This is a genomic window from Curtobacterium sp. MMLR14_006, assembly GCF_001864985.1.
Taxonomy (GTDB): Bacteria; Actinomycetota; Actinomycetes; order Actinomycetales; family Microbacteriaceae; genus Curtobacterium.
In genome coordinates this window covers 1-26,789 of the sequence record NZ_MJGU01000004.1, presented here as the reverse complement: position 1 = coordinate 26,789, position 26,789 = coordinate 1, and the positions used below count along the sequence as shown (strand labels likewise).

Sequence of the window (26,789 nt, the reverse complement as noted above, 5' to 3'; positions counted from 1 at the left end):
GTCCGATCACGGCACCCGCTCGAGCCACTCCTTCGTCGCGAACTTGGTCCGCACGAGTTCCTGCGCGCGCTCGCGCTCGGCCTCGGTGACGTGCCCCTCGGTCGCCCCGTAGAGCTTCGTGAAGGTGCCGATGAGCCGCTCGATGACCTCGGCGCGGGGCAGCCCGGTCTGCGAGCGCAGCGGGTCGACGCGCTTCGCAGCCGAGGTGGTGCCCTTGTCGCTCATCTTCTCGCGGCCGATGCGCAGCACCTGCACCATCTTCTCGCCGTCCATGTCGTAGCTCATGGTGGCGTGGTGCAGCAGCGCGCCGGTGCCGAGGCGCTTTTGCGCGGCGCCGCCGATCTTGCCCTTGGTCGAGGTGATGTCGTTGAGCGGCTGGTAGGACGCCTCGATACCGAGCGACTTGAGCGCCTCGATCACCCACTCGTCCAGGTAGGCGTACGAGTCGGCGAAGGTCATGCCCTGCACCAGGTCGCTCGGCACGTACAGCGAGTACGAGATGACCGCCCCGGCGTCCATGAACATGGCGCCGCCGCCGGAGATGCGCCGGACGACCTCGATGCCGAACTTCTCCGCGCCCTCGGGGTCGACCTCGTTCTTGAGCGACTGGAACGACCCGATGACGACGGCCGGCTGGTCCCACTCCCAGATGCGCAGGGTCGGACCGCGGCGGCCGGCGCCGACCTCCTCGGTGAGGACCTGGTCGAGCGCGAGGTGCTCGTTCGGACTGATCGGGCCCTCGTGGACGATCTCCCAGGCGTAGTCCTGCCACGACGACGCGCGCGAGAGCGCCCGGCGGACGGCGACCCCGACGGCCTCGGGCGTGAAGCCGAGCAGGACGGCGTCGGCGGGGAGCGCTGCGCGGACGGCCGCGGCGATGCCGGCGGCGTCCGTCGTCGCGGGCAGACCGTTCACGGCGTCGTCGATGCGGGCCAGCGCCTCGTCCGGCTCGAGGAAGAAGTCTCCGGCGAGCCGGAACTCCTGGACGTCCCCGTCGACCACCTCGAGGTCGACGACGACGAGCTTGCCACCTGGGACCTTGTACTCACCGTGCACGCCACGAGCCTACGCCCGCGCGGACAGGTCCATGCCGGTCCACGTCGCCCCGGCCGCCATCACGCACCCACCTGCCGGACGGGAGGCCCGTGTCGGCCCCGCCACGGGCCTCCCGTCCGTCGTTCCCACCCATCGCACCCACAGTGGGAAGCACTTTCGCGCGTAGGAGGCCGGAACTTCCTGCTCACCACGCGCGATCCGCCTTCCCATGCGCGGAACAGCCACCCACGCGCGAAACTGCACCCGCGCGGAACAGCCACCCACGCGCGGAACAGCACCAGCGCGGAACAGCCACCCGCGCGGAACAGCCCCCTACGCGCGCGCCGCCACCCGGTCCAGCCACGCGACCAGGTCCCCGACGACCTCGTCGCGGTTGGTCTCGTTGTAGACCTCGTGCCGCGCGCCCTCGTACACCTGCACGGTCACGTTGGAGAGCCGGCCGCGTCGGCGGTACGCCTGCGCCAGCCGCTCGACCGAGCGCGGCCCGCCGAGGGTGTCGTCGGACCCGACCTGCAGCAGCATCGGCAGGTCGTGCGGGATCCCCCGTCGCGGCACGCCGAGCAGCCGCAGGGTGTCGGGCAGGCCGAACAGCCCGATGACGTCGGCCTCGACCGCGAGCGGGTCGAGCGCGATGGCGTCGATGATCGAGCGGTCGCGGGTGAGCCACTCGTACTTCGTCGGCCCGGAGCCGGCGTGCCGGGCGTTGAGGTCGCCGCCGTTCATCCAGCCGGGCAGCCGGTACGCGGTGGCGGAGAGCACGACGCCGTCGTACGCCTCCGACGCCGTGTTCACGATCCGCTGGGCCATCAGCGATCCCCACGAGTGGCCGAGCAGGACGAGCGGGACGCCCGGGGTGTCCGCGCGGGCGACCGCACCCATCTGCTCGACCGCCGCGATCGCGGCGCGCAGACCGCCGGGGCCGAGTCGGCCGAGCTTCGCGTGGTCGCCGTCCCACTGCCTGAGGCCGGTGCGTCCGTGCCCCCGGTGGTCGTTGGCGTGCACCGTGTACCCGGCACGGACGAGGTCCTGCGCCAGGGGCTCGTACCGCAGCCCGTGCTCGCCGACCCCGTGGGCGATCTGCACGATGCCCTTCGGCCGCGCCGCACGCCAGGTCGAGTAGACGATCTCGACGCCGTGCGCGTCGGTGAACGAGGCGTCGCCTCGGGCTGCGGAGAACGTGGGCACGGCCACATCTTCGCAGACGCACGAACCCGCCGACCTGTTCACCCGGCGTTCACGCGGCGGGGTCCGAGCGGGCCTAGCGTCCTCCGCATGGACGTCCTCGTCATCGTCGTGCTCGTGGTTGTGGTGGCCCTCGTGTTCGACTTCACGAACGGGTTCCACGACACCGCCAACGCCATGGCCACGTCGGTCGCCACGGGTGCGCTCAAGCCCCGGACCGCCGTGCTCATCTCCGCCGTCCTCAACGTGGTCGGCGCGTTCCTGTCCACCGAGGTCGCCAAGACGGTCTCGCAGGGCATCATCCGCGAGGGCGAGAGCGGCATCGCGATCACCCCGACCATGATCTTCGCCGGGCTCGTCGGGGCGGTGCTCTGGAACCTCGCCACGTGGTACTTCGGCCTGCCGTCGTCGTCGACGCACGCACTGTTCGGCGGGCTCATCGGCGCCTCGATCATCGGCGCCGGCATCGACTCGGTGAGCTGGTCGACGGTGGTGTCGAAGGTCGTGCTGCCGGCCGTGCTCTCCCCGGTCATCGCGGGTGTCATCGCGCTCGTGGCCACCTACCTGGCGTACACGCTCACGAGGAACGCCACCACGCACGGTGCCGCGACGGGCTTCCGGCACGGCCAGACGATCTCGGCGTCGCTGGTGTCGCTCGCCCACGGCACGAACGACGCGCAGAAGACGATGGGCGTCATCACGCTGACGCTCATCGCGGCGGACTACCAGGACGCCGGCACCGGCCCGGCGCTCTGGGTGATCCTGGCCTGCGGGCTGGCGATCGGCCTCGGCACCTACACCGGTGGCTGGCGGATCATGCAGACGGTCGGCAAGAAGATCTCCGACGTGCAGTCGCCGCAGGGCTTCGCTGCCGAGACGAGTTCCGCTGCGACGATCCTCGTCTCGTCGCACCTCGGCTTCGCGCTGTCGACGACGCACGTGACGAGCGGGTCGGTGGTCGGCTCCGGGCTCGGCAAGAAGCTCGCCGACGTGCACTGGTCGGTCGTCGGGCGCATCGTCGTCGCGTGGGTCGTCACGTTGCCGGCAGCGGCGGTCGTCGGGGCCCTCGCCACCGCCGTCGCCGCGAGCTCGACGGTCGGCCTGGTCGCCGTCGTGGTGCTCGGCCTCGCCGCCGGGCTGACCTTCTGGTTCCTCGCGCGGCGCAAGCCGATCTCGCACGAGGACGTCACCGCCGACGACACCGCGGACCAGCCGGCCGCGGTCGCGAACTGAGGAGGACGACGATGGACATCGACTTCACCGCCATCGCGACGGTCGCCGTCGTGGGGTTCGTGTCGGCCGTGGGCGTGGTGCTCGTGTACACGCTCGGCCTCCGCCTGCTCGGGACGGGCCAGCCGGTCGACGCCGGCGGCGAGCGCACCCGGTACGCGCAGGAGACGCCGCGGTCCGGCCACACCCCGCCGGCCGCGCTGGCGGGCGCGGTGGTCTGCTTCGCGGTCTGCGTCGCGGCGGTCCTGACCGGGATCTGGCTGACCATCCCCCAGTTCCACTGACGGTGGACGTGCGGCGACTGCGATGATCGGAGGGTGCCGACCACCCACCGTCTCGAGTCCACCGCCGACTCCACCGTCGACGTCCTCACCGCCGAGCGCCGGCCGGTGCTCACCGTCGCCCCGGGTGACACCGTCACCGTCCACACCCTGAGCGCCGCCGGGTACACGGCGCGGCAGCCGGCACCGGGCGTCGACGCCCCGACGCTCATCGACCCGCGCCGCGGCCACTGCCTGGTCGGCCCGATCGCGGTCACGGGCGCGCGGCCGGGGGCGGTCCTCGCGGTGCGGTTCGACGACCTCGTGCCGGACGACTGGGGCTACACCGGCTCCGGCGGTGTGGACACCCCGGTGAACCGGGCGCTCGGGCTGACCGACCCGGCGTCCCGCGGTCCGCTCCTCTGGGACATCGACCCGGAGCGGGGCGTCGCCGTGAACCAGCTCGGGCTGGGGGTCCGGACCGCGCCGTTCCTCGGCGTCGTCGGGCTCCCGCCGGAACCCACCGGCGAGCACTCCACGATCCCGCCGCGACCGCTCGGCGGCGGGAACATCGACTGCCGCGAGCTCGTCGCCGGCTCGACCCTGTACCTGCCGGTCACGGTGCCGGACGCACTGCTGTCCGTCGGCGACGGGCACGCAGCGCAGGGCGACGGCGAGGTCTCCGGCACCGCCGTCGAGTGCGGCATGACCACCACGATGACACTGACGCTCCTCGACACGGCTCCGGTCGAGGGCGTGCACGCGGACACCCCGGCCGGCCGGATCACGTTCGGCTTCGACGCCGACCTGAACGCCGCCACCGCGACGGCCCTCGACCGCATGGTCGACTGGATCGTCGCGCTGCACGGCACCAGCCGTGCCGAGGCGCTCGCCATGGCGAGCGTCGCGGTGAGCATGCGGGTGACGCAGGTCGCGAACCGCACGTGGGGCGTGCACGCCCTGCTCCCCCACGACGCGATCCTGACGGGCGCCTCCGCGACGGACGCGCGGCCCTGACGGACAGGAGGCCCGTCCAGCGCGAGCCGACCGGCTCACGCTGGGCGGGCCTCCCGTCCGACCACCACGCGACGCGCGTCAGTGCGCGGAGTAGCCGCCGTCGACCAGGTGGTAGCTGCCACTGATGAAGGACGCCTTGTCGCTCAGCAGGAAGAGCACGAGCGCGGCGACCTCGGTGTCGGTGCCGAGGCGCTTCGCCGCGTGCTCGGCCTCGAGCGCCGACAGGGCCTCGGGCGAGAGCGACGCGCGCACGAGCGGCGTGTCGATGAAGCCGGGGCCGACGGCGTTCGTGCGGACGCCCTGCGCCGTGTACTCGAGCGCGGCGACCTTCGTCAGCCCGACGAGCGCGTGCTTCGACGCGACGTAGGCGGCGTTCTCGGCGATGCCGACCGACCCGAGGACCGACGCCATGTTGACGATCGCGCCCCCGCCGGCGGCGAGCATCGCGGGGATCTCGTAGCGGAGCCCGTAGAAGACGCCGTCCAGGTCCACCGCGCGCACGCGGTCCCACGCCTCGACGTCGTACTCGCCGATGGGCTGCGGGGCGGCACCGATGCCGGCGTTGTTCACGGCGAGGTGCAGGGCCCCGTACGTGTCCACGGCGAACCGCACCATGCGCTCGTTGTCGGCGGCGACGGCGGAGTTCGCCTCGAACGCCGAGGCGGTGCCACCGGCTGCCTCGATCTCACCGACGACGCGCTGCGCGGCGTCCTGCTTGATGTCGGTGACGACGACCGTCGCGCCCGCCGCGGCGAGCTCCTTCGCGATCGCCTCACCGATCCCGCTGCCGCCACCCGTGACGATCGCGACCTTGCCCTCGAACTCGGACATGTTCTCCTTCTCCCTCGGCAACACCTGTTGTCTGTTTGCAGCGTACACCGACCGGGAAGTTCGTTCGCTGAACTAATGAGCTAGACTAACGACCCGTGACCGACGCCACCGACCTCCGCATCGCCGTGAACCGGCTGTCCCGGACGCTCCGCGCGCAGAAGGCCGACGCCGCCGTCACCGACGCCCAGTTCTCCGCCCTGGCACGACTGCACCGCGACGGCGCGATGACGCTCGCCGAGCTCAGCCGCCAGGACGGCGTCACCCCGCCGTCGATGACCCGGACCGTCGCGGTGCTCATCGAGCGCGGACTCGTCTCGAAGGGCGGGCACGACGACGACCGCCGCAAGGTGGTGCTCTGCGCGACGCCCACCGGCGCCGCCCTGGTCGAGGAGACCCGACGGCGCCGCGACGGCTGGCTCACCCCGCGGCTCGCCGCCCTCACCCCCGACGAGCGGGCGACCCTCGCCGACGCCACCGAGATCATGAGGAGGCTGGCCCAACCGTGAGCGCCATGTTCCGATCACTCGCCGGCCGCAACTACCGCATCTGGTTCGCCGGCGCCCTGGTGTCCAACGTCGGCACCTGGATGCAGCGGACCGCCCAGGACTGGATCGTCCTCACGCAGCTCTCCGACGACGACGCCGTCGCGGTGGGCATCACGATGGCGCTGCAGTTCGGCCCGCAGCTGCTGCTCCTGCCGCTGACCGGACTCGTCGCGGACCGCTTCGACCGACGGCGCACGCTCATGCTGACCCAGGCTCTCATGGGGCTGCTCGGCCTCGGGCTCGGCGTCATGGTCCTCACGCACACCGCCACCCTGCTGGCGCTGTACGGCTTCGCCCTCGCACTCGGCATCGTCGCCGCGTTCGACACCCCGGTCCGCCAGGCGTTCGTCTCCGACGTCGTGCAGGGCGAGCACGTGGCGAACGCCGTCGCCCTCAACTCGGCGTCGTTCAACGCCGCCCGGCTCATCGGCCCGGCGGTCGCCGGCGTGCTCATCGCGGCGATCGGCTCCGGCTGGGTCTTCGTCATCAACGCCGGCTCGTTCCTGGCGGTCCTCGTCGCGCTCCGCTTCGTCGACCCGGCGCAGCTCGCCGAACGGGTCCGGGCGAAGCGCGGCAAGGGGCAGGTCGTCGCCGGCTTCCGCTACGTGCGCACCCGGCCGGACATCGTCGTCGTCCTCTGCATGATCTTCGTGGTCGGGACCTTCGGCGTGAACTTCCCGATCTTCACCTCGACGATGGCCCGGGTCGAGTTCCACCAGGGAGCCGGCGAGTTCGGTCTGCTCAACTCGGTGATGGCGATCGGCTCGGTCGCCGGCGCCCTGCTGTCGGCGCGACGGGACCGTCCGAGGATGCGCACCCTCGTGCTCGCGGCCGGTGGCTTCGGCCTCGCCTGCACCGCCGCCGCCCTCGCGCCGACGTACTGGACGTTCGCCGTCGTGCTGGTCTTCGTCGGACTGGCCGCGCTGACGTTCATGACGACCGCGAACGCACTCGTGCAGACGACGACCGAACCGGTGATGCGCGGCCGCGTCATGGCGCTCTACATGGCGATCTTCGCCGGCGGCACCCCGATCGGCGCACCGATCGTCGGCGCCGTCGCGGACGCCTGGGGCCCGCGGTGGGCGATCGCGGTCGGCGCCGCGTCGGGCTTCGTCGCCCTGGCCATCGCGATCGTGTGGCTCGTCCGGTTCCAGCACCTGCGGCTGCGGTACGACGCCGACAGCCGACTGCACCTCGCCGTCACCGCTTCCGTCCCGGTGCTCGACCCCGCGACCCGACGGGCCGCACTGCGCGCCGAGCTCGAACGCGACGAGGCCGTCACGGACCGCTCCAGCTCCGTCTGACCGCTCGGGGCACCCGGCCTCGGGGCACCCGGCCTCGGGGCACCCGGCCTCGGGGCACCCGGCCTCGGGACGCGCGGCTCAGTGTGCGGGGGCGGACACGGCGAACACGCGTTCGTCGAGCGCCACGATCACCCGGTCCGCGGCAGCGGCGATGTGGGCGCCCGCTTCGGACACGACGTCGAGGGCAGCGTCCACGGGCACCGCGTCGAGCCGGGCGCGCGCCTCGACGAACCCGGCGACCTCGTCGTCGACGCAGGACGGCGCGAGGTCGTCGAGGCACTCGGCGGCACGACGCACGCCGAACCGCAGCGAACGCGGGCTGTGCTCGTCGAGGAGCAGGAACGCGGCCGCGTCGACCGGCACGGGCGCGTGGTCGCGACCCCGCAGGAAGGCCTCCCCCGCGCCGCAGGCCCGGAGGGCCGCCACCCACGAGGTGATCTCCTCCGACGCGATCAACCCCGAGGCGAGCAACCGCGCCGTCGACGCGCAGCGGGTCAGCGAGCGGCCGAGCGTGAAGAACTCCCAGACCTCGTCGCGGCTGGCGTCCCCCTCGACCACGCCGATCGCCAGGGCACTCCGTTCGCGCACCCACGACAGGAACTCGTGCGCCCGGTCCGGCGCGACCTTCCGGGGCATCCGCGACCGCGTGACGTCGAGGCAGTCCCAGAGCTCGCTCGAGACGACCTCGCGCGCGCGGCGGGCGTGGTCGCGCGCGACCGCGACGGCGGCCGCGATCGAGGCGGGCTCGTGCCGGTCGAGCGCCAGGCCGTCGATCGTCGTCGCACGGTCGGCGTCGTCCCCGGGGCCGGCGGCGCCGACCACCGACCGGAGCTCCGCCGCGACGAGCCGGTCGTCCTCGACGGTGCCGGGCTCCCGTCGCGCGACGTACACGTCGAGCAACCGGGCGACGACGTCGGTCCGCTCGACCGCGCTCCCCACGTGGAAGACGTTGCCCGCGAGACGGCTCAGCACGGCTGCTCCTGCATGCCCAGAACCTAACGACCGGGCGTTGCGGGAGTGTTTCCGGACCGCGTCACGGGTGTTGCGGCTGTCCCGAGGCCGCGCTCGCTAGACAATCTAACTAGAGCGTCTAGCATTGAACCATGACGTCCGAGGTGATGACCGGCACCGCGGGGTACTGGTACAGGGACTCCGGGGTCGCCGCTGTCGACGTGTTGAACGCGCTCCGCCGCTACCGCAGCGCCGAGAGCGCCGCGCAACGCCGTGCGCGGGAAGCGCTGGGCATCGGTGAGAACGCACTGCTCGCGCTCCGCATCCTCATCGACGCCGAGCACGAGGGTCGGTCGATGAACGCGAAGGACCTGGCCGAGCGGCTCGAGATCACCGCAGCATCGACCTCCGCCCTGGTCGACCGGCTCGTCCGCAGCGGCCACGTCGAACGACACCCGGACCCGAACGACCGTCGCGGGGTCATCCTGACCGCCACCGGTACCTCGATGCGGGACGCCCTGCGGGTGATCGAGGAGCTCGACAACCGCGCGCTCGGGGTCACCGAGCACCTGCCCGTCGACGAGATGGCGGTCGTCGTGGAGTTCCTCGACGAGATGGTGCGCGTGGTCGAGGACGCCGACACGGGCGACCACGCCTCCCGCGCGTAACCTGCTCTCCATGGAGCCTCGCCGCACGCACGACCCCGAGGACGACATGCCGCTCGCCGAGCTCGACGCGCGCGCCCGGGCCGAGGCGGCGCTCCGGCGGATCGAGCGCGGAGCAGATCCCACCCGCGAGGCCTTCGACCTCGCGAACACCATGAACGACGAGGCCGTCGGACGGCTCACGAAGCGTCTGCGGGAGCTCTTCCGCCGGAGCTGACGGCGACCCGGGTCAGAACGCGGTGCCGACCGCCGCGATGTCGTCGCCGCCGTGCCCCGCAGCACTCGCGTCCGCGTAGACGCGGCCGAGCGCCTCGAGCACCGTGGTGGTGACCCCGGCGTCGCGCGCGGCCTCGGTGATGAGCCCGATGTCCTTCCGGAGCCCGTCGAGCGCGAACTGCGCCGGGAACGCCCCCTCGAGCATCGCGGCGCCCTTCGTGTGGGCGTAGGCCGAGTCGCTCGCACTGCCGTCGATGGCCTCGAGGAAGAGCCCCGGGTCCAGCCCGAGCGCCCGGGCGATGGCCAGCGACTGCCCGGTGGCCGCGGTGATGGAAGCGATCCAGGCGTTCGCGGCGAGCTTCAGCGCGGTGCCGGCTCCGACGGCGTCCCCGGCCCGGACCGTCTTCGCGCCGACGGCGTCGAGCACGGGGTCGACCCGGTCGAGCACGTCCGAGGGCCCCGCTGCGAGCATCGTCAGCGTGCCCTGCTCCGCCGGGGCCTTCGTGCCGAGCATCATCGCCTCGACCAGGGTGATGCCGTACTTCGCGGCGAGCTGCACGATCGTCTCGGTGCCGGCGACCCCGACCGTCGAGCACTGCACCCACACGGCGTCGGTCGGCGCCTCGCCGGCGGCCTGCTCGAGCACGTCGACGACCGCGTCGGTGTCGAACAGCGTCAGCAGCACGACCTCGGCCTGCTCGACGGCATCACCGGGGTCGTGGGCGACGACGGCTCCCCGGTCGCCGAGCGGAGCGGCCTTGTCGGCGCTCCGGTTCCAGACCGTGACCTCGTGGCCCTCGCGGAGCAGCGACCCCGCGACCCCGGCTCCCATCGCTCCCGTCCCCAACACCGTCACTCGCACGTGCGTCTCCGTCCTGCCGCGACGCTCGTGCCGCGGCCGGTCAGACGGTACGCGCGCCGGACCGGGGCGGTGCTCGGCGAACGGTCGCGGGCTAGAGCAGTCCGCGGTCCCGCAGCCAGACCGCCGGGTCGACCGGGGTGCCCGCGACCACGACCTCGAAGTGCAGGTGCGGACCGGTCGAGACGCCGGTGCTGCCGACCGCGCCGAGTCGCTGCCCGGCGGCGAGCTGCTGGCCGACGCGCACGTCGATCACGGACAGGTGCCCGTACCGGGTCTGCATGCCGTCCGCGTGCTGCACGACGACCTGGTTGCCGTAGCCGCCGAGCGGCCCGGCGGACACGACGCGACCGGGCAGGGTGGCCACCACGGCGGTCCCGGTCGGCGCCGCGAAGTCGATGCCCTGGTGGACCGTCGAGCAGGCGCCGCACCCGGCGACCCACCGCGTCCCGAACCCGCCGGCCGCGGGGACGGTGCCGACGGTGGGGCGCGCGGCGATCGCTGGTCCACCCGGCGCGGAGCGGACCGAGACCCCGGGCGCACCGACGACGGAGAAACCGTCACGGGCCACGCTGGCGCGGCCAGCACCGTCGGCGACGAAGGACTGCACGAGGTGGATCGAGGGCGCCTGCTCGTCGGTGGCCGCCACCGCGGTCTGCGGCGACCCGACGGTGACGAACAGGCAGGCGACGGCGGCGGCTGCCGAGACCGGGAGCGTGCGCCGGAGCGGCCCGCGGAAGCAGGACGTCACGGGAGCCGGCGCGCCCCGCCCGGGTGGGGTGGAAGCCGGGGTGACGGGAGGGGACACCGCCACCCCGGCGGTTCGGGAGGCGTCCCGCCGGAGCCGGCGCCGTGCGACTCGGGCGGGGGACGCCGTGGTCCGGTTCGCAGCCCGCCGCTCGGCACCGCGCGGGCGCAGCGGCAGGCCGTCGGGGGTCGTGGACATCGTGCCGTCGGCTCCGCGGTCAGACGCGCACGACGCCGTCGCGGGCGATCCGGTCGAGCTCGGTGACGACGGCGTCGACGATCGCGCGGGTGATCGCGTCGGCGACGGTCTCGACGAGCACGAGCTGCTCGGGCCGGACGGTGAGCTCGGTCGCGATGGTCGAGGCCACCCGCTCCGGGATGCCGTCGATCGCCGCGACGAGCGCTGCGGGGACGAGCGTCGAGTCCCCCGCGCGGACCGGGGCCGAGAGCGGCGAGGTCGGCGCGCTGGCCGGCTGCGGCCGGGACGGGGCGCTGCCCGCCTGCGGGTGGTCGTGCCGGTGGGCGATCGAGTCGAAGAGCGGGGTGGAGGACATGCTGCTGGCCATCCGATCTGGTCGTGGGGCGCGGCTCGGGATCGGGCGAGCCACTGACGGGAGGTGTGCCGATCGGCACGTCCGTCATTCAACCAGCAATATTTCAGATGTGCAATAGCGGTGCGCGGGTAGGGTCAGTCGGGGTCGACCGCGGCCACGTTCGGGTCGTCCGGCTGGAGCACCCGTCGCACCCGTTCGACGATCGTCGTCGCCGGCGGGTTGTTGTAGGCGTTCGCCGGTTCCTGGCCGCTGAGCTCCTGGATCGCGGCCATCACGGCGTCGGTCGCGTGGCGTCGCGCGCGGCCGGACGACGCTTCGCCGAAGGTGGACAGGTCGAGCGGCTCGCCGAACTCGATCGTGACCTTCGCGAGCTTCGGCATGCGCGAGCCGACGGGTTGGACGTGCTCGGTCCCGGTGAGCGCGACCGGCACCACGGGTGCGCCGCTCGTCAGCGCGAGCCAGGCCACGCCCGTCCGGCCCTTGTACAGACGGCCGTCCAGGGATCGCGTGCCCTCCGGGTAGATCGCGAAGGCCTCCCCCTCACGCAGCCGCTCGAGCCCGAGGTCGAGCGCCTGCTGTGCCGCCGCCCCCGCACCGCGCTGCACGCCGATCGCGCCGATGCCACCGAAGAACGAGCGGGACACCGCGCCACGGAAGCCCGTCCCCGTGAAGTACTCCTGCTTCGCCAGGAACGACACCTTGCGCGGTGCCATGAGCGTGATCGCCGGGGAGTCGATGAACGAGCGGTGGTTGCTCGCCAGGATGACGGGACCGCGGCGGGGGACGTTGCGGCGGCCGATGATCCGCGGACGCCAGAGCAGGCGGGCCAGCGGCGTCACGACGGCGCGGCTCAACACGGTGGCGAACTTCGTCGAACCGGACACCGGACCTCCTCGTGGCAGCGGGGTTCCGAGTGTAATCAGCCCGCGCCGGGGCACATGCCCGGACGGGCATGGACCTTCGCCGACGCGCTCAGTCCGCAGCCGCGACGACGTCGAGCACGGCGCGGCCGTAGTGCTCGAGCTTCGCCGCGCCGACGCCCGAGATCTCGGCGAGCTGGTCGACGTCGCTCGGACGGACGGCGGCGATGCCGCGCAGGGTGGCGTCGTTGAAGACCACGTAGGCGGGCACGCCCTGCTCACGGGCCTGTGCCGCACGCCAGGCACGCAGGGCCTCGAACAGGCCGACGGCTTCCTGCGGCATGTCGGTGACGACGGTCCGCCGACTGCTGCGACCGGCGCGCGGGGCCTTGACCGGGTCGCGACGCATCCGCACCTGGACCTTGCCGGTCAGGACCTCGGCGCTCGTCGGACTGAGGACCACGGTGCCGAACCCGTCGCCCGACACCGCAGCGTAGCCCTGGGCGAGCAGCTGCCGGGCGACCGCGCGCCACTCGCCCTCGGACAGGTCGGACCCGATGCCGAAGGTCGCCAGGGAGTCGTGGCGGAGCTCCTGCACGCGGGGCGACTGCTTGCCGACCAGGATGTCGACGAGGTGCGCGACACCGTACCGCTGGCCGCGCTCGCGTTCGAGGCGGACGACGGTGGACAGGAGCTTCTGCGCGGGGACGGTGCCGTCCCACGACTCGGGCGGTGCGATGCACGTGTCGCAGTTGCCGCACGCCGTGCTCTCCTGCCCGAAGTAGGCGAGCAGGCGCACGCGACGGCACTCGATCGTCTCGCACAGGCTGAGCATGGCGTCGAGGTGGGCGCTGAGCTGCCGGCGGTGGGCGGCGTCGCCGTCGGATTGGTCGATCATGCGGCGCTGCTGCACCACGTCGTTGAGGCCGTAGGCGAGCCACGCCGTCGACGGCAGGCCGTCGCGCCCGGCGCGGCCGGTCTCCTGGTAGTAGCCCTCGACCGACTTGGGCAGGTCGAGGTGCGCCACGAAGCGGACGTCGGGCTTGTCGATGCCCATGCCGAACGCGATGGTGGCGACCATGACGATGCCGTCCTCGCGCAGGAAGGTCGACTGGTTGCGCGCACGGACCCGCGCGTCGAGACCGGCGTGGTACGGCAGGGCCTGGATGCCCTGCTCCGCGAGCGCCGTGGCGGTGCGCTCGACCGAGTTGCGGGACAGGCAGTACACGATGCCCGAGTCACCGCTGTGCTCGGTCCGGATGAACGTCAGGAGCTGCTGCAGCGCGCCGGTCTTCGGTTCGATGCGGTACTGGATGTTCGGCCGGTCGAAGTCGGCGACGAAGTGCGCGGCGTCGTCGAGGCCGAGCCGCCCGGAGATCTCGCGGTGGGTCTGCGGGGTCGCCGTGGCGGTCAGGGCGATGCGCGGCACCGTCGGCCAGCGCTCGTGCAGGACGCTGAGCTCGAGGTAGTCCGGTCGGAAGTCGTGCCCCCACTGGGCGACGCAGTGCGCCTCGTCGATGGCGAACAGCGAGACCCGGGCGCGGTCGAGCAGTGCGCGGGTGGACTCGAGCCGGAGCCGCTCGGGCGCCAGGTAGAGCATGTCGACCTCGCCCTGGACGACCGCGCGCTCGACCCGGGAACGCTCGTCGGGACCCTGCGTGGAGTTGAGGAAGGCCGCCCGCACGCCGTTCGCGGCGAGGGCGTCGACCTGGTCCTGCATGAGCGCGATGAGCGGCGACACCACGACCCCGACGCCGTCGCGCACGAGGGCGGGCACCTGGTAGCAGAGCGACTTGCCGCCACCGGTCGGCATGAGCACGAGGGCGTCGCCGCCGGACACCACCTGGTCGATGATGGCGGCCTGCTCGCCGCGGAAGTCGTCGTACCCCCAGACCCGGTGCAGCACGTCGAGTGCAGCGCCACGGGAAGCAGACACGGCGGCGGGCGCGGGCGTGGTGCTCATGGGACGAGCCTACGGGCGACCGGCGACACCCTGGGGCTTGTCCACAGCAACGGGACCGCTGCCCGTGCCGTCCTCGTCGGGCGCGGCAGGGGCGGTGGCGGTGACCGCCTGGCCGGGTCCGGCCGGCGCGGCCTGCCAGCCCGTGCCTCCTGGCCGGAGCCAGGTGCGTCCGCCCGCCCAGACCGGCACGGGGCCACGGAAGCGGGGCGACTCGGCGCCCGCGAAGCGGCGGTCGAGTCGCCGCCACCGCGCGAGCAGTTCGACCATGCCCCAGAACAGGAGCGACGTGCCGAGGGTGACGAGCCAACCGCCCGGTGTGCCGTTCGCGTCGTCGGACGACAGGTCGATCCCGGACCAGCCCGGCGCCTGGAGCACGAAGATCATGATGTTGTTGAAGGCGTGCTGCAGGACGGTCGCCTCGAGCCCGCCGGTGCGCAGGACGATGATCGCGGCGATGAGGCCGAACGAGCCGACGTCCAGGATGCCCCAGATGTTGTAGCCGTTCGGGATGTGCAGCACGGCGAACACGACGGTCGAGACTGCCACAGCGATGACGGTCCCGCCGATCCGCCAGGGGATCCACGAGCCGATCGTCTGCATGAGGAAGCCGCGGAAGATGTACTCCTCGGCGGCGCCCTGGAACGGCACGAGCGCGACGACGAGCACCAGCGTCAGGGTCAGGGTGCCGAGGGAGACGGTCGACTGTCCGATCGCGTCGTGGTTCCAGGCGAAGCCGCCGTCGGTCGTGATCATGCCGCCGTCCCAGAACAGGCCGGTCTGCACCACGAACATGATCGCCGCGATGACGAGCGTCGGCAGCAGGCACCAGGCCGTCCACGCCCAGCGCACCCGGAAGCGCACCGAGGACAGGATGCCGGCCGGGCCGACGCGGGCGATCCGCACCGCGAGCAGGATGCCCGGCAGCAGCACCACGAGCGAGACGAGCGAGAGCGACAGGATGAGCGGGTCGGTGGGGTCGAGCGCCCCGCCGGCCAGGTCGTCCTGCAGGTCGATGAGCCCCTGGGCGCCCTGTGTCGCCCCGATCGGCACGAAGAACGCGACCGCGATGAGGACCTGCGAGACGAGGTACCACCCGGCCAGGAAGGCGAGGGCGACGAGGGGGCGCCACCACCTCCAGCGTGCGTCGACGCGGGGCAGGCGGTGGTAGGGAACGCTCACGCCGTGCAGGCTACCGGGCGGGCCGGGGCGCGAGCCGTGCGGGCGCCGGGCGTCGGACGGGTCAGTCGTCGGGGATGAGGCGCTTGCCGAGCGACACCGCGTGGTCGGGGGCGTAGCCGAGCGACTCGTAGAACCGGATCACCTGCTCGTTGCCGGCGCGCACCTGCAGGTTGAGCTTCGGGCAGCCCATGTCCGTGAGCAGCCGTTCGAACTCCGCCATGAGGCTCCTGCCGAGGCCGGAGCCCTGCAGGTCGGGCTGCACGGCGAGGTAGTTCACCCAGCCGCGGTGCCCGTCGAACCCGGCCATGCCCGCAGCGACGATCGCCGACCCGGACGGCGCGGTGGCCGCTGGGCTGGTGGCCGGTCGCCCGGCGTCCGCTGGGCTGGTGGCCGGTCGCCCGACATCCGCTGGGCTGGCGGCCGGTCGTCCGGCATCGGCTGGCCCGGTGTCCGCCCGCTCGACGACGAGGAACAGCTCGGGCTGCACCGTGCGCTTCCGCTCGATGTCCCGGCGCGGGTCGTTCCACGGACGGACGAGACCGCACGACTCCCAGAGGGCGACGACCTGCTCGGTGTCGTCCGGGTGGAACGGCCGGGTGCGGTACTCCATCCCCTCACCGTAACGGGGGTGTGGAGAACGTCGTCACCGGGCCGTCGCCGTGATCTGATAGACCTGTCCGACCACCATCCGATCAGGAGCCCCGTGACCGCACACGACACTCTGCCGTCGCGCCGCAGCGCACGGGACGACGCACGCGGCGCACGCTCCGGACGACCCGCCCGACGCCGTCAGACGGTGGGCGGCGCGATCGTGTCCTTGATCGCCGAGCTGCTCATCATCGCCGGCGCCGGAACCGGCCTGTACGTGGTGTGGACCGCCTGGTGGACCGACGTCGTCGCCGTCACCGAGCAGACCAAGCTCGTGCAGGGCCTCGACCAGCTGAAGACCCCCGACGAGGTCGGCACCGAGCACCGCGGCACCGCCCCCGTCCTCGCCGAACCGCCGGACGTCACCGACGTGTTCGGCACCATGCAGATCCCCCGCTTCGGCAAGGACTACAACCGCCCCATCGGCGAGGGCACCGACCGCGAACGCGTGCTCAACACCATCGGCCTCGGCCATTACCAGGACACCGCGATGCCCGGCGCCCCGGGCAACTTCGCCGTCGCTGGACACCGGGTCACCTACGGCAAGCCGCTCAACCAGATCGCCGAGCTGCAGAAGGGCGACTCCGTCGTGGTCCGGGTCACCGACGCGAAGAAGAAGTTCGACGTCTGGTACGTCTACAAGGTCACCGGCAGCCAGATCGTCACCCCGGACCACATCGAGACCATCGCACCGGTCCCGAACAAGCCCGGCGTCGAACCCTCCGCGAAGGACCGCTGGCTCACCCTCACCGCCTGCCACCCGATGTGGTCCGCCGCGGAACGCTTCGTCACCCACGCCAAGCTCGACTACTGGATGCCCGCCTCCGAGGGCACCCCGAAGGAACTCGCGGAGACCGCCCGATGATCTTCCCCCTCGTCTGGCGGCTCCTGCCCGGACCGACCGTCCTCAAGGTGCTCGAGCTCGTCATCCTGCTCGCCGCGATCGTCTACGTGCTCTTCACGTGGGTCTTCCCCTGGATCGCCGCCGACATCCTGCCGCCGCCCGACGGCACGGTCGAGTCGACGCCGACCCCCTGACGCCGGCGGCGCTCGGCGGCGGTCGGGCGGCCGGGCGGCGCTCGGGCGGCATCGAGTGAGCAGAAGATGTCGGGTGCGACGAGCGCACGCGGCGTGTCCTGCTCACTCGCTGCGAGCTGAGGCGCTGACGCCGGTGGACCGAGGGCCGCGGCGTTCAGTGCGCAGTGCTCGGCGCGCGATGTCAGGCGCTCGGCGCTCGGGCGGCGGTCGAGCGCTCGTGGCTCGGGGCTCGGCGCTCGGCGCTCGGCACTCGGCGCTCGGCGCTCGGGGCGGCATCGAGTGAGCAGAAGATGTCGGGTGCGACCAGCGCACGCGGCGTGTTCTGCTCACTCGCCGCGAGCGAGGACTCGCCGCGAGCCGGGGCGAGACGGGACCAGGCGCGCCGCCGCGAGACGCGCCCCGCGCCCCACCTCCGTCAGACGGTCGTCGTGACCTGTGACCCACCCGCCGCGGTGCGCCGGACGGCGATGCGCTCCGGGATCCGCTGCTTGAGTTCCTCGACGTGGCTGACGATGCCCACCTGGCGGCCACCGGCGGTCAGCCGCGAGAGCTGGCCGATGACGTCGTCGAGGGTCTCCGGGTCGAGCGTCCCGAAGCCCTCGTCGACGAAGAGCGTGCCGAGGGACACCCCGCCGGCCTCGGCCTGCACGACGTCGGCGAGCCCGAGCGCGAGGCAGAGCGACACCGTGAAGGTCTCGCCGCCGGACAGGCTGCGCGGGTCGCGCACGGTGTCGGTCGTGTGGTCGTGCACGGCGAGCGCCAGGCCGGTCCGGCGCGAGCGTGACCCGGACTCGCGTTCGTCCGAGGTCTCGAGCGTGAAGCGGCCCGCGAGCATGCCCCGAAGCCGGTCGTTCGCCGCGGCGACGACGTCCTCGAAGCGGCGCATGAGCACGTAGGTGCCGAGCGTGATCCCTGTCGGGTTCACCGAGGACACCCCGTTCGCGACGTCGGCGAGGCGGACCACGGCCCGGCTCCGGGCGGAGGTGTCGTCGCGGGCCCGGACGGCACGTGCGAGCTCTGCGGCGCACCGGTCGACGGCGTCCGCTCGGTCGGAGGCGGACACTGCGGCGCGGGTGGCGTCCTGCAGGGCGGCCTCGGCACCGGCTCGGGCGTCGCGCGCACCGTCCGGGTCGAGCTGTGCGGCGTCGTCCGCTGCCGCCGCGACCACCCCGGGCTCGGCCAGGCCGGCCTGCACGACGGCGTGCTCGGCGTCGGCGGCGGTCACCACCGCGCGGTGACGCGCGGCGGTGTCGGCGTCGAGCAGGGCGGCGCGGGCCCCGGCGACGTCGTCGAAGCCCTGTGCCGCGAGGACGCGTGCGACCTCGTCGCGGCGCTCGGCGAGCGTGCGTGCGGCCTGCGCGGCGCGCTCGTCCGCCTCGGTCACGGCGCGGAGGCCCGCGAGCCGGACATCGAGCCGGTCGACCACCGCCGCGAGCGGGAGCGGCGCGTCGTCGGGGCCGAGGTCGGGACGTGGGGCGAGGCGGGGAGCGAGACGCTCGCGGGCGTCCTGCACGGTGCGCAGGTCGGCGTCGAGGCGCTCGGCGTCGGACACCGCCGTCGCCGCCGTGAGCCGTTGCCGGGCGTCGAGGTCGTTGCGCTCCCGTTCGAGCACGCCGGTGCGGGTGTCATGCTCGGCGCGCTGCCGTTCGTGGTGGAGCACGAGCTCGGCCGCGTCGCGCGCCGCCCGGACCCGCTCGGCCGCCGCCGCCGTCATGGCGTCGATCCCGGCCTCGTCGAGGGCACCGACGACGCCGACGAGACGCTGGTGCTCGGCACGGTCGACGGCGAGACCGGCGGCCGCGTCGGCGAGCTGCTGGTCGGCACGACGGGTCGCCGCGGCCGCTGCGTCGACGTCGGCGATCGAGGGGTGGTCGTCCTGCGGGACGGCGACCGCGGGGTGCGTCGTCGATCCGCACACCGGGCAGGGGTCGCCCGGTGTCAGCGCTGCACCGAGTTCGCCGGCGAGGCCGGCGATGCGCCGCTCGCGCAGCGCGCGTTCGGCGTCGATGGCCCGCGTCGCGGCGACCCGTGCGGCGGCGACCGACCGTTCGGCGTCGGCCGCGCGGACTGCGGCACGGTCGCGGGCGGCGAGGTCGTCGCGGAGGCCGCGGACCCGCGCGACCTCGTGCGCCGCGGGGTCGGCGTCGGCCGCGGTCGTCGCAGCGGTGCGGGCGGCCTCGACGATGCGCGCGCGTTCGGCGGGGCGGGCGTCGAGGGCGGTGTCGAGTTCCACGAGCTGCGCCGCGAGCCGCTCGGCCGTCGCGGTCGCGTCGGCGACGGCGGCGCGTCGGGCTGCGGCGCCGGTCTCGACGCCGACCAGGTGCCGCACGGCGGCGAGGTCGTCCGTCAGGGTGTCCCGCTGCTGCACGACGGTGTCCGGTGCGGCGTCGACCAGCCCGTGCTCGTCGCGCAGGCGCTCGGCCGCCGTCGCGGTGTCGTCCGCCCGGCCCTGGGCGGCGTCGAGCCCGTCGGCGACCGCGGCGACCCGTGCGGCCCGCTCGCCGTCCGCCACGGCCGAGCGCGCACGCTCCACCGTCGGGGCGTCCGCGTCGAGTGCGGTGCGTCGACGCAGGAGCTCGGCGCGGCGGTCGCGCGCGGCGATCCTGGCGGTGACCTGCTGCTCGTGCGCCACGGCCGACGCGGCGGCGGCAGCGGCAGCGACCCGTTCGGCCTCGGCGGCGTCCGACGCGGCCCGCAGGGACCGGACGGTGGGCTCGACCACGGCCTCGTCGGCGTCGTCGACGCCCGCGGCCTGTGCGAAGCGGTTCAGTGCGTCGCGCACGCGGTCGTCGGCGCCGTCGACCTCGGCCTGCACGGCGCGCCGACGTGCGGCGAGCTCGTCGGCCGTGCGGTCGTAGACCTGCGTGCCGAACAGCGATTGCAGGAGCTTGCGGCGGTCCTCGCCCGGGGAGCGGAGGAAGCGGGCGAACTCGCCCTGCGGCAGCACCACGGTCTGCAGGAACTGCGCCCGGTCGAGGCCGACGGCCCGGGTGATCTCGAGACCGATCTCGGGGATGCGCGACGACACCGGTTCGCCGGCGACGTCGGCTGGTCCGGCGAGCCGGAAGAGCTGCGCCGACGCCTGCTGCTTGACCGTGCCGGTCCCCCGCTGCTTCGGACGGTCGTACTGCGGGGTCCGTCGGACCCGGAAGACCCCGGCGCCGGTCTCGAAGACGAGCTCGACGAACGGCTCGACGGCGGGGTCGGCGTGCTGGCTGTGCAGGCGGTCGGAGCTGGCGTCGGACCCGGCGAGCCCGCCGTAGAGGGCGAAGACGACGGCGTCGATGATGGTGGACTTGCCGGAGCCCGTCGGCCCCTCGAGCAGGAAGACCCCGGACGCGGCGAGCGCCGCAAAGTCGATGGCGACCAGGTCCGGGTAGGGGCCGATGGCGCGCAGGTCGAGGCGGTGCAGGTACATCAGCGGTCCCCCTCGCGCTGCAGCGCCAGGGCAGCGGCCTCGTACGCCTCGGTCAGGACGGCGTGCTCGTCGGCGTCGGGCACCGCACCGGTGGCGTAGGCGACGAAGTCGGCGGCGACCTCGACCGGGTCGGACGTGGCGGTGACGGCCCGGGCGACCGAGGCGGGCCCGCGGTCGGCCGGCTCGTGCGTGATCGCCAGCGCGTGCGGGAAGTGCTCCTTCACGCGGGCGTACATGCGCTCCGGGTGCACGGTGTCGGTGACGGTCACCCGGACCCAGGCGTCGGCGTCCGCCCGGTGGGCCCCGGCCTCGAGCTCGTCGATCGTGCCGCGGACGTCGACGAGTCGGCGGGGTACCGGGGTGGGGACGAGCTCGACGGTCACCGCACCGGCGGCGTCGAGGTCGACCACCGTGACGGACTTCCGCTGGTCGCGCTCCCCGAAGGAGAACGCCAGGGGCGAGCCGGCGTAGCGGATCCGACCGCCGTCACCGACGCGCTGGGGCCCGTGCAGGTGCCCGAGGGCGACGTAGTCGAAGTCGGCGAACACCGACTCGGCGACGCGGTCCACGCCGCCGACGCGGATGTCCTGCTCGCTGTCGCTCGGGTCGGCCCCGCCGACGAACGCGTGCGCGACGACGATGCTCCTGGTGCCGGCATGCCCTGCGAGGTCGGCGCGGATCCGCTCGGTCGCGGCCTGCACCACCGCGTGGTGGGACCTTGCGAGCGGCTCGTCGGGCACGGCGGCCAGGGCGTACCGCGTCAGGTCGGGGTGCAGGTAGGGGATGCCGTAGACCGCGACCGGACCGTGGTCGTCGGTGACGAGCACGGGTTCGCCGACGCGTGCGGGTTCGGCGAGGATCCGGACCCGGGCGCCCATCACCCCGGCTCCGAACCCGAGCCGCGCGGCGGAGTCGTGGTTGCCCGGGGTGAGCACGACCGTGGCGGTCTCGGCCAGGCGTTCGAGTGCGCGGGACAGCATCCGGACGGCGTCGACGGGCGGGATGGCCCGGTCGTAGACGTCGCCGGCGATGACGACGAGGTCGACGGACCGCGCCGCGACCAGGTCGACGAGCCAGTCGAGGAACGCCGCCTGGTGCTCGAGGAGGTCGGCACCGAGCAGCGTGCGGCCGAGGTGCCAGTCGCCGGTGTGCAGGATGCGCATGCCGCCACGCTAACGCCGGCCGGGGACATCCCCCGCCGGCCGCGCGCAGCCTGTGGAGAACCGGTCAGCCGCAGGCCGCGGAGGTCAGCACGCCCGCCACCGACGACACCTTGACGTTCACGGTGGCGGTGCTCACCGTGGTCCACGACCCCCCGAGGTTCGTCCGCAGCTGCAGCACGTACGGGGTGTTGAGGGCGAGGAGCCCGCCGCCGCTGTACGTCAGCGACTGGGCGGTGCCACCGGCGGTCGCGAGCACGGTGCTGCCGGACACCAGGTCGAAGGAGACCGGGACGGTCGAGCCCTGGTACGTCCAGCTGATCTGGACCGACGTCGACGACGACGTGGACGACGCAGGGGAGCAGGAGAGCGTCGGCACGGCGGTCGCCGTCCCGGCGACGAAGGTCGAGGTCGGGTTGCCGGTCGTCGTCCCGAACGGTGCCGCCACCGCCTGCGCGGGGAGCAGGAACCCGGTCGCGGCGACGACCACGACCACCACCGCGGCCCCGCCCCGGCGCAGGCGCCGGACGCGACGTTCCCGCGCCCGTGCGGCGCGGCGGCTGCGGACGGCCGTGCCGACGGACGGGAGGCCCGTGGCGGCGCCGACCCGTGCCTCCCGTCCGGCGGGGACGCGAGCCGCGACGTCGCCGTCACCGTCGTCGTCAGCCGGTGACGGTCCGTCGTCCGGGTCCGACCGGGCGGCGCGACGGAGGGACCCGTCGGCGCCGCACAGCGCGAGCAGGGCGACCAGGCCGACCGCGAGGACGGCGACGCTCCCCCACTGTCCCTCGCGGAGCCAGCGGACCGGCTCGCCGACGAACGGGATCCGCAGGAACGCGACCCCGCGGACGGCGGACCGTGCGACCGGGGTCGAGTCCTGTTGCGGGTTCGCGTCGCCCTTCGTGACGATGGTGTCGCCCGGCCCGTCCTCGACGTAGCGGTGCATCCGCAGGTGGCCGGGCTGGTCCGGGTCCGCAGCGAGCAGGATCCGACCCGGACGCACCTCGGACGGCGCGACCGGACGCGTGACCACGACGTCGCCCGGCGCGAGCCGCGGCTCCATCGACCCGGTCATCACGGTGGTCGGCTGCCAGCCGATCACCGCGGGGGCCGCCGACCACAGGGCGAGCCCGAGGAGCGTCGCCACCACGCCGCGGGCGGCCGTGGCGACGACCACGCGGCCCCACTCGACCGCGTCGTGGAGCGCCTGGTGCGGTGGGTGACCACCGGGCGCCGGGATGCTGACCATGACCGCCTCCGACGGATCGTGCGGGGCGATCAGCTGTTCTGGGCCTCCCACGTCAGGCCGAGCGAGGCGGTGCCGCCCTGCACCGTGTTCGGGGCGCCGCTCGCGACCGTGTAGGTGAAGCGGTAGACGCGCGCCTCGGACGATCCGCCGCCCGGGGCCCAGGTCCCGACGCCGGAGGCGAAGTTCGTGGAGGTCGACCCGAAGCCGGCGACCGTGCCGGTGTAGAGCGTGCCGCTCGTCGCCGCCGGGGTGAAGCCGGTGCACGACCCGGCGCCGCCGCCGGTGCCCTGCTCGACCGTCAGGTTGAGGTTCGCGGCGAGGTTGTTCGTGGTCGACGCGTTCGTGCCGTAGAGCTTCACGGTCGAGGGCAGCGAGCCCGTCGAGGTGACGGTGATGCAGTTCGCCGCCGTCGACCCCGGCTTGAGGTTCGTGGCGGTGAAGAGCGCGGTGTTGCTGTCGTCGTCGGTCAGGGCGACGGTGCCCGCGGTCCAGTTGTTCGTCGGGTTGACGGTGGTCGCCGAGAAGGCCGAGTAGGACGCGGTCGAGACGACCGCTCCCGAGGCGACGAGCGCGGCCGGGATGGCGATCCAGGCGGCGAGACGGGCAGCACGAGGCGTGACACGGGACATGGGTGTCCTCCGAGGTGAAGATGTCTGATCGAGGGTCCGGCCGGATCCGCGGTGGTTGGTCGCGCTGCGTGCCGGGGTGGTACGACGATCAAGCTACGTTCGTCGGACGGGCCCCACAAGGGGGGCCGTCACCCCCACTGTTGGGGGTGGTTCGATCATCGAGATGCTTGGACACTGACGTGCACGGCGGAGTCCCCCCGCCGTCACGCCGTCCCTGCGGCGCACCCCTGAGAAGAGCCGATGACGGACACCACCTGGGCCGTCCGGCCCACCCCCACCACCACCCTCGAACCGACGCCGACCCCGACCGCGGACCAGGACCTCGACCGCGCACTCGAGGCCTACCGGAGCCTGCAGGTCCACCACGCGCGCGTCGCCGCCGCCGAGGCCGCCCGGCGCGGCCTCGGGACCACCGACCTGCGCTTCCTGTTCGCGCTCGCGGCGCAGGCGAGCGGCCGGGTGCTCCCGAAGCAGGCCGCCGGCGCCCTCGGCCTGTCGACCGGCGCGATGACGTCGTTGATCGACCGGCTCGAGGCCCGCGACCTCGTCCGCCGTGTCCCGAACCCGGCGGACCGACGCAGCGTCGAGGTCCGCATCACCGAGGCCGGCACCCGGAGCGCCGCCGAGGTCAAGGACGTCTACCGCGAGGCCTTCTCCGCAGCCGTCCCGACGGACCGGATGGCCGTGCTCGCCGCGCTGCTCGAGTCGCTCGACCAGGAGCTCGTCGCCCGCCTCGCGTGATGCGGACGTGTCGTCGCCCCGGCGTAGCGTGAGCGGCATGACCCCCTCCGAAGTCCTCATCGAAGCGTTCTCCCGCGTGCCGTCGACCGTCGAACGGGCCGTCGAGGGCCTGTCCGAGGACCAGCTCGCGGCACGCCCCGCCACCGGGGCGAACACCCTGGCGTGGCTCGCATGGCACATCGCCCGCGGCCAGGACGCGCAGGTCGCCGCCCTCGCCGGCACCGAGCAGGTCTGGACGGTCGACGGCTGGTACGACCGGTTCGGCCTGCCGTTCCCGGCCGAGGCGCTCGGCTACGGCATGTCCCGCGACGACGTCGGTCGGGTGCGGGCCTCCGCCGAGCTGCTCACCGGGTACCTCCGCGCGGTGCACGAGCGCACGGTGGCGTACCTCGGCACGCTCGGCCCGGACGACCTGGACCCCGTCGTCGACGACGCGTGGGACCCGCCCGTGACGGCCGGCGCCCAGCTCGTGAGCATCCTCGACGACTGCACGCAGCACGCCGGCCAGGCCGGCTTCGTGCGCGGCCTGCTGTTCTTCAACCGCTGAGCGGTGCCGCGCGCTCGTGCGCGCGGCCGCTTCGTGAGCAGGAATGGTCGGGTCCGACTTCGCGACCCGACCATTCCTGCTCACCATGTGACGGACGGGAGGCCCGGTACCAGCCGATACCGGGCCTCCCGTCCTTCGTGGGGTCGCGACTAGCGCGCAGCGAGCTCCGACACGATGCCGTCACCGGGTGCGGCCTGCACCAGGTCCGCCTCGATCTCCGCGCGCTCGAGGATGCCCTCGATCTTGCGGATGCGGCCACGCGGGACGATCGTGACGACCGTGCCCTCCTTGCCGGCACGACCGGTGCGGCCGGAGCGGTGCATGTACGCCTTGTAGTCGTCCGGGGCGTCCGCCTGCACGACGAGCGAGACGTCGTCGACGTGGATGCCGCGGGCGGCGACGTCGGTCGCCACGAGCACGTTCACCCGGCCGCTCGTGAGCAGCTGCAGGTTGCGCGTGCGGCGCGACTGGTTCAGGTCACCGTGGAGCGAGGTCGCGCGGATGCCGGCGTCCTCGAACTGGTCGGCCAGACGCTCGGCGTAGGCGCGGGTCCGGGCGAAGACGATGGTCTTGCCGTCGCCGGCGACCAGCTCCTCGAGCAGACGGTCCTTCTCGCGCTGCTCGACCACGAGCACACGGTGGTCGATGGTCGAGGACGCCTGGTCCTCACCCGCGACCTCGTGCACGCTCGGCTCGTGCAGGAACTCCTCGACGAGCGCCGCGACCTGGGTGTCGAGCGTCGCACTGAACAGCAGCTTCTGCGCGCGGTTGCCCTGCGGGGTGACCTCGGCCGTGGCGGAGAGGATCTCCTGCACCGGCTCGAGGAACCCGAGGTCGCACATGTGGTCGGCCTCGTCGAGCACGGAGATGATGACCTCGCTGAGGTCGAGCTTCCCCTTGTTCATGAGGTCCTGCACGCGACCGGGGGTGCCGACGATGATGTCGACACCGCGCTCGAGCGCGCCCTCCTGACGGCCGTAGGGCACGCCGCCGTAGATCTGCGTCGTGAACAGGCCGACCGAGCGGGCGATGGGCTGCACGGTGCGGTCGATCTGCAGGGCGAGCTCGCGGGTCGGCGCGAGGATGAGCGCACGCGGGGCACGGCCCATCTTGCGCTTGGTGCCGCCGCCGTGCTCCATGAGCTTCTCGACCAGGGGCGCACCGAAGGCGATGGTCTTGCCGGAGCCGGTGCGGCCACGGCCGAGGACGTCCTTGCCGGCGAGCACGTCGGGGATCGTCGCCGCCTGGATCGGGAACGGGCTCGACGCGCCGAGCTCCTGCAGGGCGCGGGAGATGTTGCCGCCGATGCCGAGGTCGCCGAAGGTCACGCCCTCGACGTCGGCCGCGATCGTGGCCTCGGCCTGGAGCTTCTCGAGCTTGACGTCGTCGGCCGGCACGAAGGCCGAGCGCTCGGAGCGGGCCTCACGCTCGAAGTCGCGGCGCGGGGCGCTGCGGTCGTCGCGGTCGAACCGACGCGGCGCACGGTCGTCCCGGTCGAACGAGCGACGCGGGCGGTCGTCGTTGTCACGACGGGGAGCACGGTCGTCGCGGTCGAAGCGACGCGGAGCACGGTCGTCGGCGTCACGACGCGGAGCACGGTCGTCCCGGTCGAAGCGACGCGGGCGGTCGTCGTTGTCACGACGCGGAGCACGGTCGTCCCGGTCGAAGCGACGCGGGGCACGGTCGTCCCGGTCGAAGCGACGCGGAGCACGGTCGTCGGCGTCACGACGCGGAGCGCGGTCGTCGCGGTCGAACGAGCGACGCGGGCGGTCGTCGTTGTCACGACGCGGGGCACGGTCGTCGCGGTCGAAGCGACGCGGGGCACGGTCGTCCCGGTCGAAGCGACGGGGAGCGCGGTCGTCGGTGTCACGACGCGGAGCACGGTCGTCGCGGTCGAAGCGACGAGGCGCACGGTCGTCCCGGTCGAAGCGACGCGGAGC

Annotated in this window: 27 protein-coding genes; 11 read left to right on the top strand and 16 right to left on the bottom strand. The window is 73.5% G+C overall.

Annotated elements, in window-relative coordinates; translation table 11 throughout:
- Positions 1-6 precede the first annotated feature (6 nt).
- Positions 7-1,056 carry a biotin/lipoate A/B protein ligase family protein gene (locus tag BIU94_RS01775; RefSeq protein ID WP_071253616.1) on the bottom strand — a complete coding sequence of 350 codons (1,050 nt, stop codon included), beginning with the start codon at positions 1,054-1,056 and terminating at the stop codon, positions 7-9.
- 312 nt (positions 1,057-1,368) lie between these two features.
- Positions 1,369-2,241 carry an alpha/beta hydrolase gene (locus BIU94_RS01770; protein ID WP_071253721.1) on the bottom strand — a complete coding sequence of 291 codons (873 nt, stop codon included), beginning with the start codon at positions 2,239-2,241 and terminating at the stop codon, positions 1,369-1,371.
- An 87-nt stretch (positions 2,242-2,328) separates the two neighbouring features.
- On the opposite strand from BIU94_RS01770, the gene BIU94_RS01765 reads away from it, so the two are divergent.
- The 3 genes from BIU94_RS01765 to BIU94_RS01755 are packed head-to-tail and all read left to right on the top strand — an operon-like array spanning position 2,329 to position 4,745.
- Entirely contained in the window at positions 2,329-3,471 is a 1,143-nt protein-coding gene (locus BIU94_RS01765; RefSeq protein ID WP_071253614.1) for an inorganic phosphate transporter, read from the top strand.
- A gap of 11 nt (positions 3,472-3,482) precedes the next feature.
- Positions 3,483-3,752 carry a hypothetical protein gene (locus BIU94_RS01760; RefSeq protein WP_071253612.1) on the top strand — a complete coding sequence of 90 codons (270 nt, stop codon included), beginning with the start codon at positions 3,483-3,485 and terminating at the stop codon, positions 3,750-3,752.
- Between the two features lie 33 nt (positions 3,753-3,785).
- Positions 3,786-4,745, top strand: coding sequence for an acetamidase/formamidase family protein (locus BIU94_RS01755; protein WP_071253610.1), 960 nt, complete (start codon positions 3,786-3,788; stop codon positions 4,743-4,745).
- Positions 4,746-4,823: 78 nt separating this feature from the next.
- On the opposite strand, the gene BIU94_RS01750 is transcribed toward BIU94_RS01755, so the two are convergent.
- Positions 4,824-5,576 carry an SDR family NAD(P)-dependent oxidoreductase gene (locus tag BIU94_RS01750; RefSeq protein ID WP_071253719.1) on the bottom strand — a complete coding sequence of 251 codons (753 nt, stop codon included), beginning with the start codon at positions 5,574-5,576 and terminating at the stop codon, positions 4,824-4,826.
- A 95-nt stretch (positions 5,577-5,671) separates the two neighbouring features.
- Between BIU94_RS01750 and BIU94_RS01745 the strand changes: the two genes are divergently transcribed.
- Both BIU94_RS01745 and BIU94_RS01740 read left to right on the top strand, forming a co-directional pair.
- Entirely contained in the window at positions 5,672-6,082 is a 411-nt protein-coding gene (locus BIU94_RS01745; protein WP_071253609.1) for a MarR family winged helix-turn-helix transcriptional regulator, read from the top strand.
- The gene (locus tag BIU94_RS01740; RefSeq protein WP_071253608.1) at positions 6,079-7,425 is read left to right on the top strand and encodes an MFS transporter; all 1,347 of its coding nucleotides are present in this window, start codon (positions 6,079-6,081) and stop codon (positions 7,423-7,425) included. The genes BIU94_RS01745 and BIU94_RS01740 overlap by 4 nt, the downstream gene beginning before the upstream one ends.
- 78 nt (positions 7,426-7,503) lie before the next feature.
- Here the strand turns inward: BIU94_RS01740 and BIU94_RS01735 are convergent, their stop codons facing one another.
- Positions 7,504-8,397, bottom strand: a complete 894-nt coding sequence (locus BIU94_RS01735; RefSeq protein ID WP_071253607.1) for an alpha-E domain-containing protein — start codon at positions 8,395-8,397, stop codon at positions 7,504-7,506.
- A gap of 131 nt (positions 8,398-8,528) precedes the next feature.
- Here BIU94_RS01735 and BIU94_RS01730 point away from each other — a divergent pair, with 131 nt between their 5' ends.
- Together BIU94_RS01730 and BIU94_RS01725 are read left to right on the top strand one after the other, a co-directional pair.
- Entirely contained in the window at positions 8,529-9,044 is a 516-nt protein-coding gene (locus BIU94_RS01730; protein WP_071253606.1) for a MarR family winged helix-turn-helix transcriptional regulator, read from the top strand.
- 10 nt (positions 9,045-9,054) lie between these two features.
- Entirely contained in the window at positions 9,055-9,258 is a 204-nt protein-coding gene (locus BIU94_RS01725; RefSeq protein ID WP_071253605.1) for a hypothetical protein, read from the top strand.
- Between the two features lie 12 nt (positions 9,259-9,270).
- On the opposite strand, the gene BIU94_RS01720 is transcribed toward BIU94_RS01725, so the two are convergent.
- From BIU94_RS01720 to BIU94_RS01690, 7 genes are all read right to left on the bottom strand, one after another.
- Positions 9,271-10,107, bottom strand: coding sequence for an NAD(P)-dependent oxidoreductase (locus tag BIU94_RS01720; protein ID WP_071253717.1), 837 nt, complete (start codon positions 10,105-10,107; stop codon positions 9,271-9,273).
- A 103-nt stretch (positions 10,108-10,210) separates the two neighbouring features.
- Positions 10,211-10,867 (bottom strand): M23 family metallopeptidase, encoded by a 657-nt coding sequence (locus BIU94_RS01715; protein WP_071253603.1) that lies wholly within the window; start codon positions 10,865-10,867, stop codon positions 10,211-10,213.
- 214 nt (positions 10,868-11,081) lie between these two features.
- Positions 11,082-11,417: a hypothetical protein gene (locus tag BIU94_RS01710; RefSeq protein ID WP_175473902.1), complete on the bottom strand. Its 336-nt coding sequence runs from the start codon at positions 11,415-11,417 to the stop codon at positions 11,082-11,084.
- Positions 11,418-11,551: 134 nt separating this feature from the next.
- Complete coding sequence (locus BIU94_RS01705; RefSeq protein WP_071253599.1) at positions 11,552-12,301, bottom strand: 1-acyl-sn-glycerol-3-phosphate acyltransferase; 750 nt, start codon at positions 12,299-12,301, stop codon at positions 11,552-11,554.
- An 88-nt stretch (positions 12,302-12,389) separates the two neighbouring features.
- On the bottom strand, positions 12,390-14,240 hold the full coding sequence (gene recQ / locus BIU94_RS01700; RefSeq protein ID WP_071253597.1) for a DNA helicase RecQ: 1,851 nt from the start codon (positions 14,238-14,240) through the stop codon (positions 12,390-12,392).
- A gap of 9 nt (positions 14,241-14,249) precedes the next feature.
- Entirely contained in the window at positions 14,250-15,419 is a 1,170-nt protein-coding gene (locus BIU94_RS01695; protein WP_071253595.1) for a CPBP family intramembrane glutamic endopeptidase, read from the bottom strand.
- Positions 15,420-15,480: 61 nt separating this feature from the next.
- Positions 15,481-16,029, bottom strand: a complete 549-nt coding sequence (locus BIU94_RS01690; protein WP_071253594.1) for a GNAT family N-acetyltransferase — start codon at positions 16,027-16,029, stop codon at positions 15,481-15,483.
- Between the two features lie 201 nt (positions 16,030-16,230).
- Here BIU94_RS01690 and BIU94_RS01685 point away from each other — a divergent pair, with 201 nt between their 5' ends.
- Entirely contained in the window at positions 16,231-16,932 is a 702-nt protein-coding gene (locus tag BIU94_RS01685; RefSeq protein WP_254784703.1) for a class E sortase, read from the top strand.
- Positions 16,929-17,105, top strand: a complete 177-nt coding sequence (locus BIU94_RS17605) for a hypothetical protein (RefSeq protein WP_175472159.1) — start codon at positions 16,929-16,931, stop codon at positions 17,103-17,105. The genes BIU94_RS01685 and BIU94_RS17605 overlap by 4 nt, the downstream gene beginning before the upstream one ends.
- Positions 17,106-17,520: 415 nt before the next feature.
- Here the strand turns inward: BIU94_RS17605 and BIU94_RS01680 are convergent, their stop codons facing one another.
- From BIU94_RS01680 to BIU94_RS01665, 4 genes are all read right to left on the bottom strand, one after another.
- A complete protein-coding gene (locus BIU94_RS01680) occupies positions 17,521-20,523 on the bottom strand; it encodes an AAA family ATPase (protein ID WP_071253592.1) in 3,003 nt (1,000 codons plus the stop codon).
- Positions 20,523-21,686 (bottom strand): exonuclease SbcCD subunit D, encoded by a 1,164-nt coding sequence (locus BIU94_RS01675; RefSeq protein WP_071253589.1) that lies wholly within the window; start codon positions 21,684-21,686, stop codon positions 20,523-20,525. The genes BIU94_RS01680 and BIU94_RS01675 overlap by 1 nt, the downstream gene beginning before the upstream one ends.
- Before the next feature lie 64 nt (positions 21,687-21,750).
- Complete coding sequence (locus tag BIU94_RS01670) at positions 21,751-22,932, bottom strand: hypothetical protein (RefSeq protein WP_071253587.1); 1,182 nt, start codon at positions 22,930-22,932, stop codon at positions 21,751-21,753.
- A 29-nt stretch (positions 22,933-22,961) separates the two neighbouring features.
- Positions 22,962-23,561 (bottom strand): hypothetical protein, encoded by a 600-nt coding sequence (locus BIU94_RS01665; protein WP_071253585.1) that lies wholly within the window; start codon positions 23,559-23,561, stop codon positions 22,962-22,964.
- Between the two features lie 240 nt (positions 23,562-23,801).
- On the opposite strand from BIU94_RS01665, the gene BIU94_RS01660 reads away from it, so the two are divergent.
- Positions 23,802-24,302, top strand: a complete 501-nt coding sequence (locus tag BIU94_RS01660; RefSeq protein ID WP_071253583.1) for a MarR family winged helix-turn-helix transcriptional regulator — start codon at positions 23,802-23,804, stop codon at positions 24,300-24,302.
- A 37-nt stretch (positions 24,303-24,339) separates the two neighbouring features.
- Positions 24,340-24,849 carry a DinB family protein gene (locus BIU94_RS01655; RefSeq protein WP_071253581.1) on the top strand — a complete coding sequence of 170 codons (510 nt, stop codon included), beginning with the start codon at positions 24,340-24,342 and terminating at the stop codon, positions 24,847-24,849.
- Between the two features lie 149 nt (positions 24,850-24,998).
- On the opposite strand, the gene BIU94_RS01650 is transcribed toward BIU94_RS01655, so the two are convergent.
- Positions 24,999-26,789, bottom strand: a 1,791-nt coding sequence (locus BIU94_RS01650; RefSeq protein WP_071253579.1) for a DEAD/DEAH box helicase, incomplete at its 5' end; no start/stop codon positions are given.

Coding starts and splice junctions, on each gene's coding strand:
- BIU94_RS01750 (WP_071253719.1), bottom strand. CDS start 5,576: ATGTCCGAGTTCGAGGGCAAGGTCGCGATCGTCACGGGTGGCGGCAGC.
- BIU94_RS01710 (WP_175473902.1), bottom strand. CDS start 11,417: ATGTCCTCCACCCCGCTCTTCGACTCGATCGCCCACCGGCACGACCAC.
- BIU94_RS01675 (WP_071253589.1), bottom strand. CDS start 21,686: ATGCGCATCCTGCACACCGGCGACTGGCACCTCGGCCGCACGCTGCTC.
- BIU94_RS01680 (WP_071253592.1), bottom strand. CDS start 20,523: ATGTACCTGCACCGCCTCGACCTGCGCGCCATCGGCCCCTACCCGGAC.
- BIU94_RS01655 (WP_071253581.1), top strand. CDS start 24,340: ATGACCCCCTCCGAAGTCCTCATCGAAGCGTTCTCCCGCGTGCCGTCG.
- BIU94_RS01725 (WP_071253605.1), top strand. CDS start 9,055: ATGGAGCCTCGCCGCACGCACGACCCCGAGGACGACATGCCGCTCGCC.
- BIU94_RS01665 (WP_071253585.1), bottom strand. CDS start 23,561: ATGTCCCGTGTCACGCCTCGTGCTGCCCGTCTCGCCGCCTGGATCGCC.
- BIU94_RS01670 (WP_071253587.1), bottom strand. CDS start 22,932: ATGGTCAGCATCCCGGCGCCCGGTGGTCACCCACCGCACCAGGCGCTC.
- BIU94_RS01730 (WP_071253606.1), top strand. CDS start 8,529: ATGACGTCCGAGGTGATGACCGGCACCGCGGGGTACTGGTACAGGGAC.
- BIU94_RS17605 (WP_175472159.1), top strand. CDS start 16,929: ATGATCTTCCCCCTCGTCTGGCGGCTCCTGCCCGGACCGACCGTCCTC.
- recQ (WP_071253597.1), bottom strand. CDS start 14,240: ATGAGCACCACGCCCGCGCCCGCCGCCGTGTCTGCTTCCCGTGGCGCT.
- BIU94_RS01760 (WP_071253612.1), top strand. CDS start 3,483: ATGGACATCGACTTCACCGCCATCGCGACGGTCGCCGTCGTGGGGTTC.
- BIU94_RS01690 (WP_071253594.1), bottom strand. CDS start 16,029: ATGGAGTACCGCACCCGGCCGTTCCACCCGGACGACACCGAGCAGGTC.
- BIU94_RS01660 (WP_071253583.1), top strand. CDS start 23,802: ATGACGGACACCACCTGGGCCGTCCGGCCCACCCCCACCACCACCCTC.
- BIU94_RS01765 (WP_071253614.1), top strand. CDS start 2,329: ATGGACGTCCTCGTCATCGTCGTGCTCGTGGTTGTGGTGGCCCTCGTG.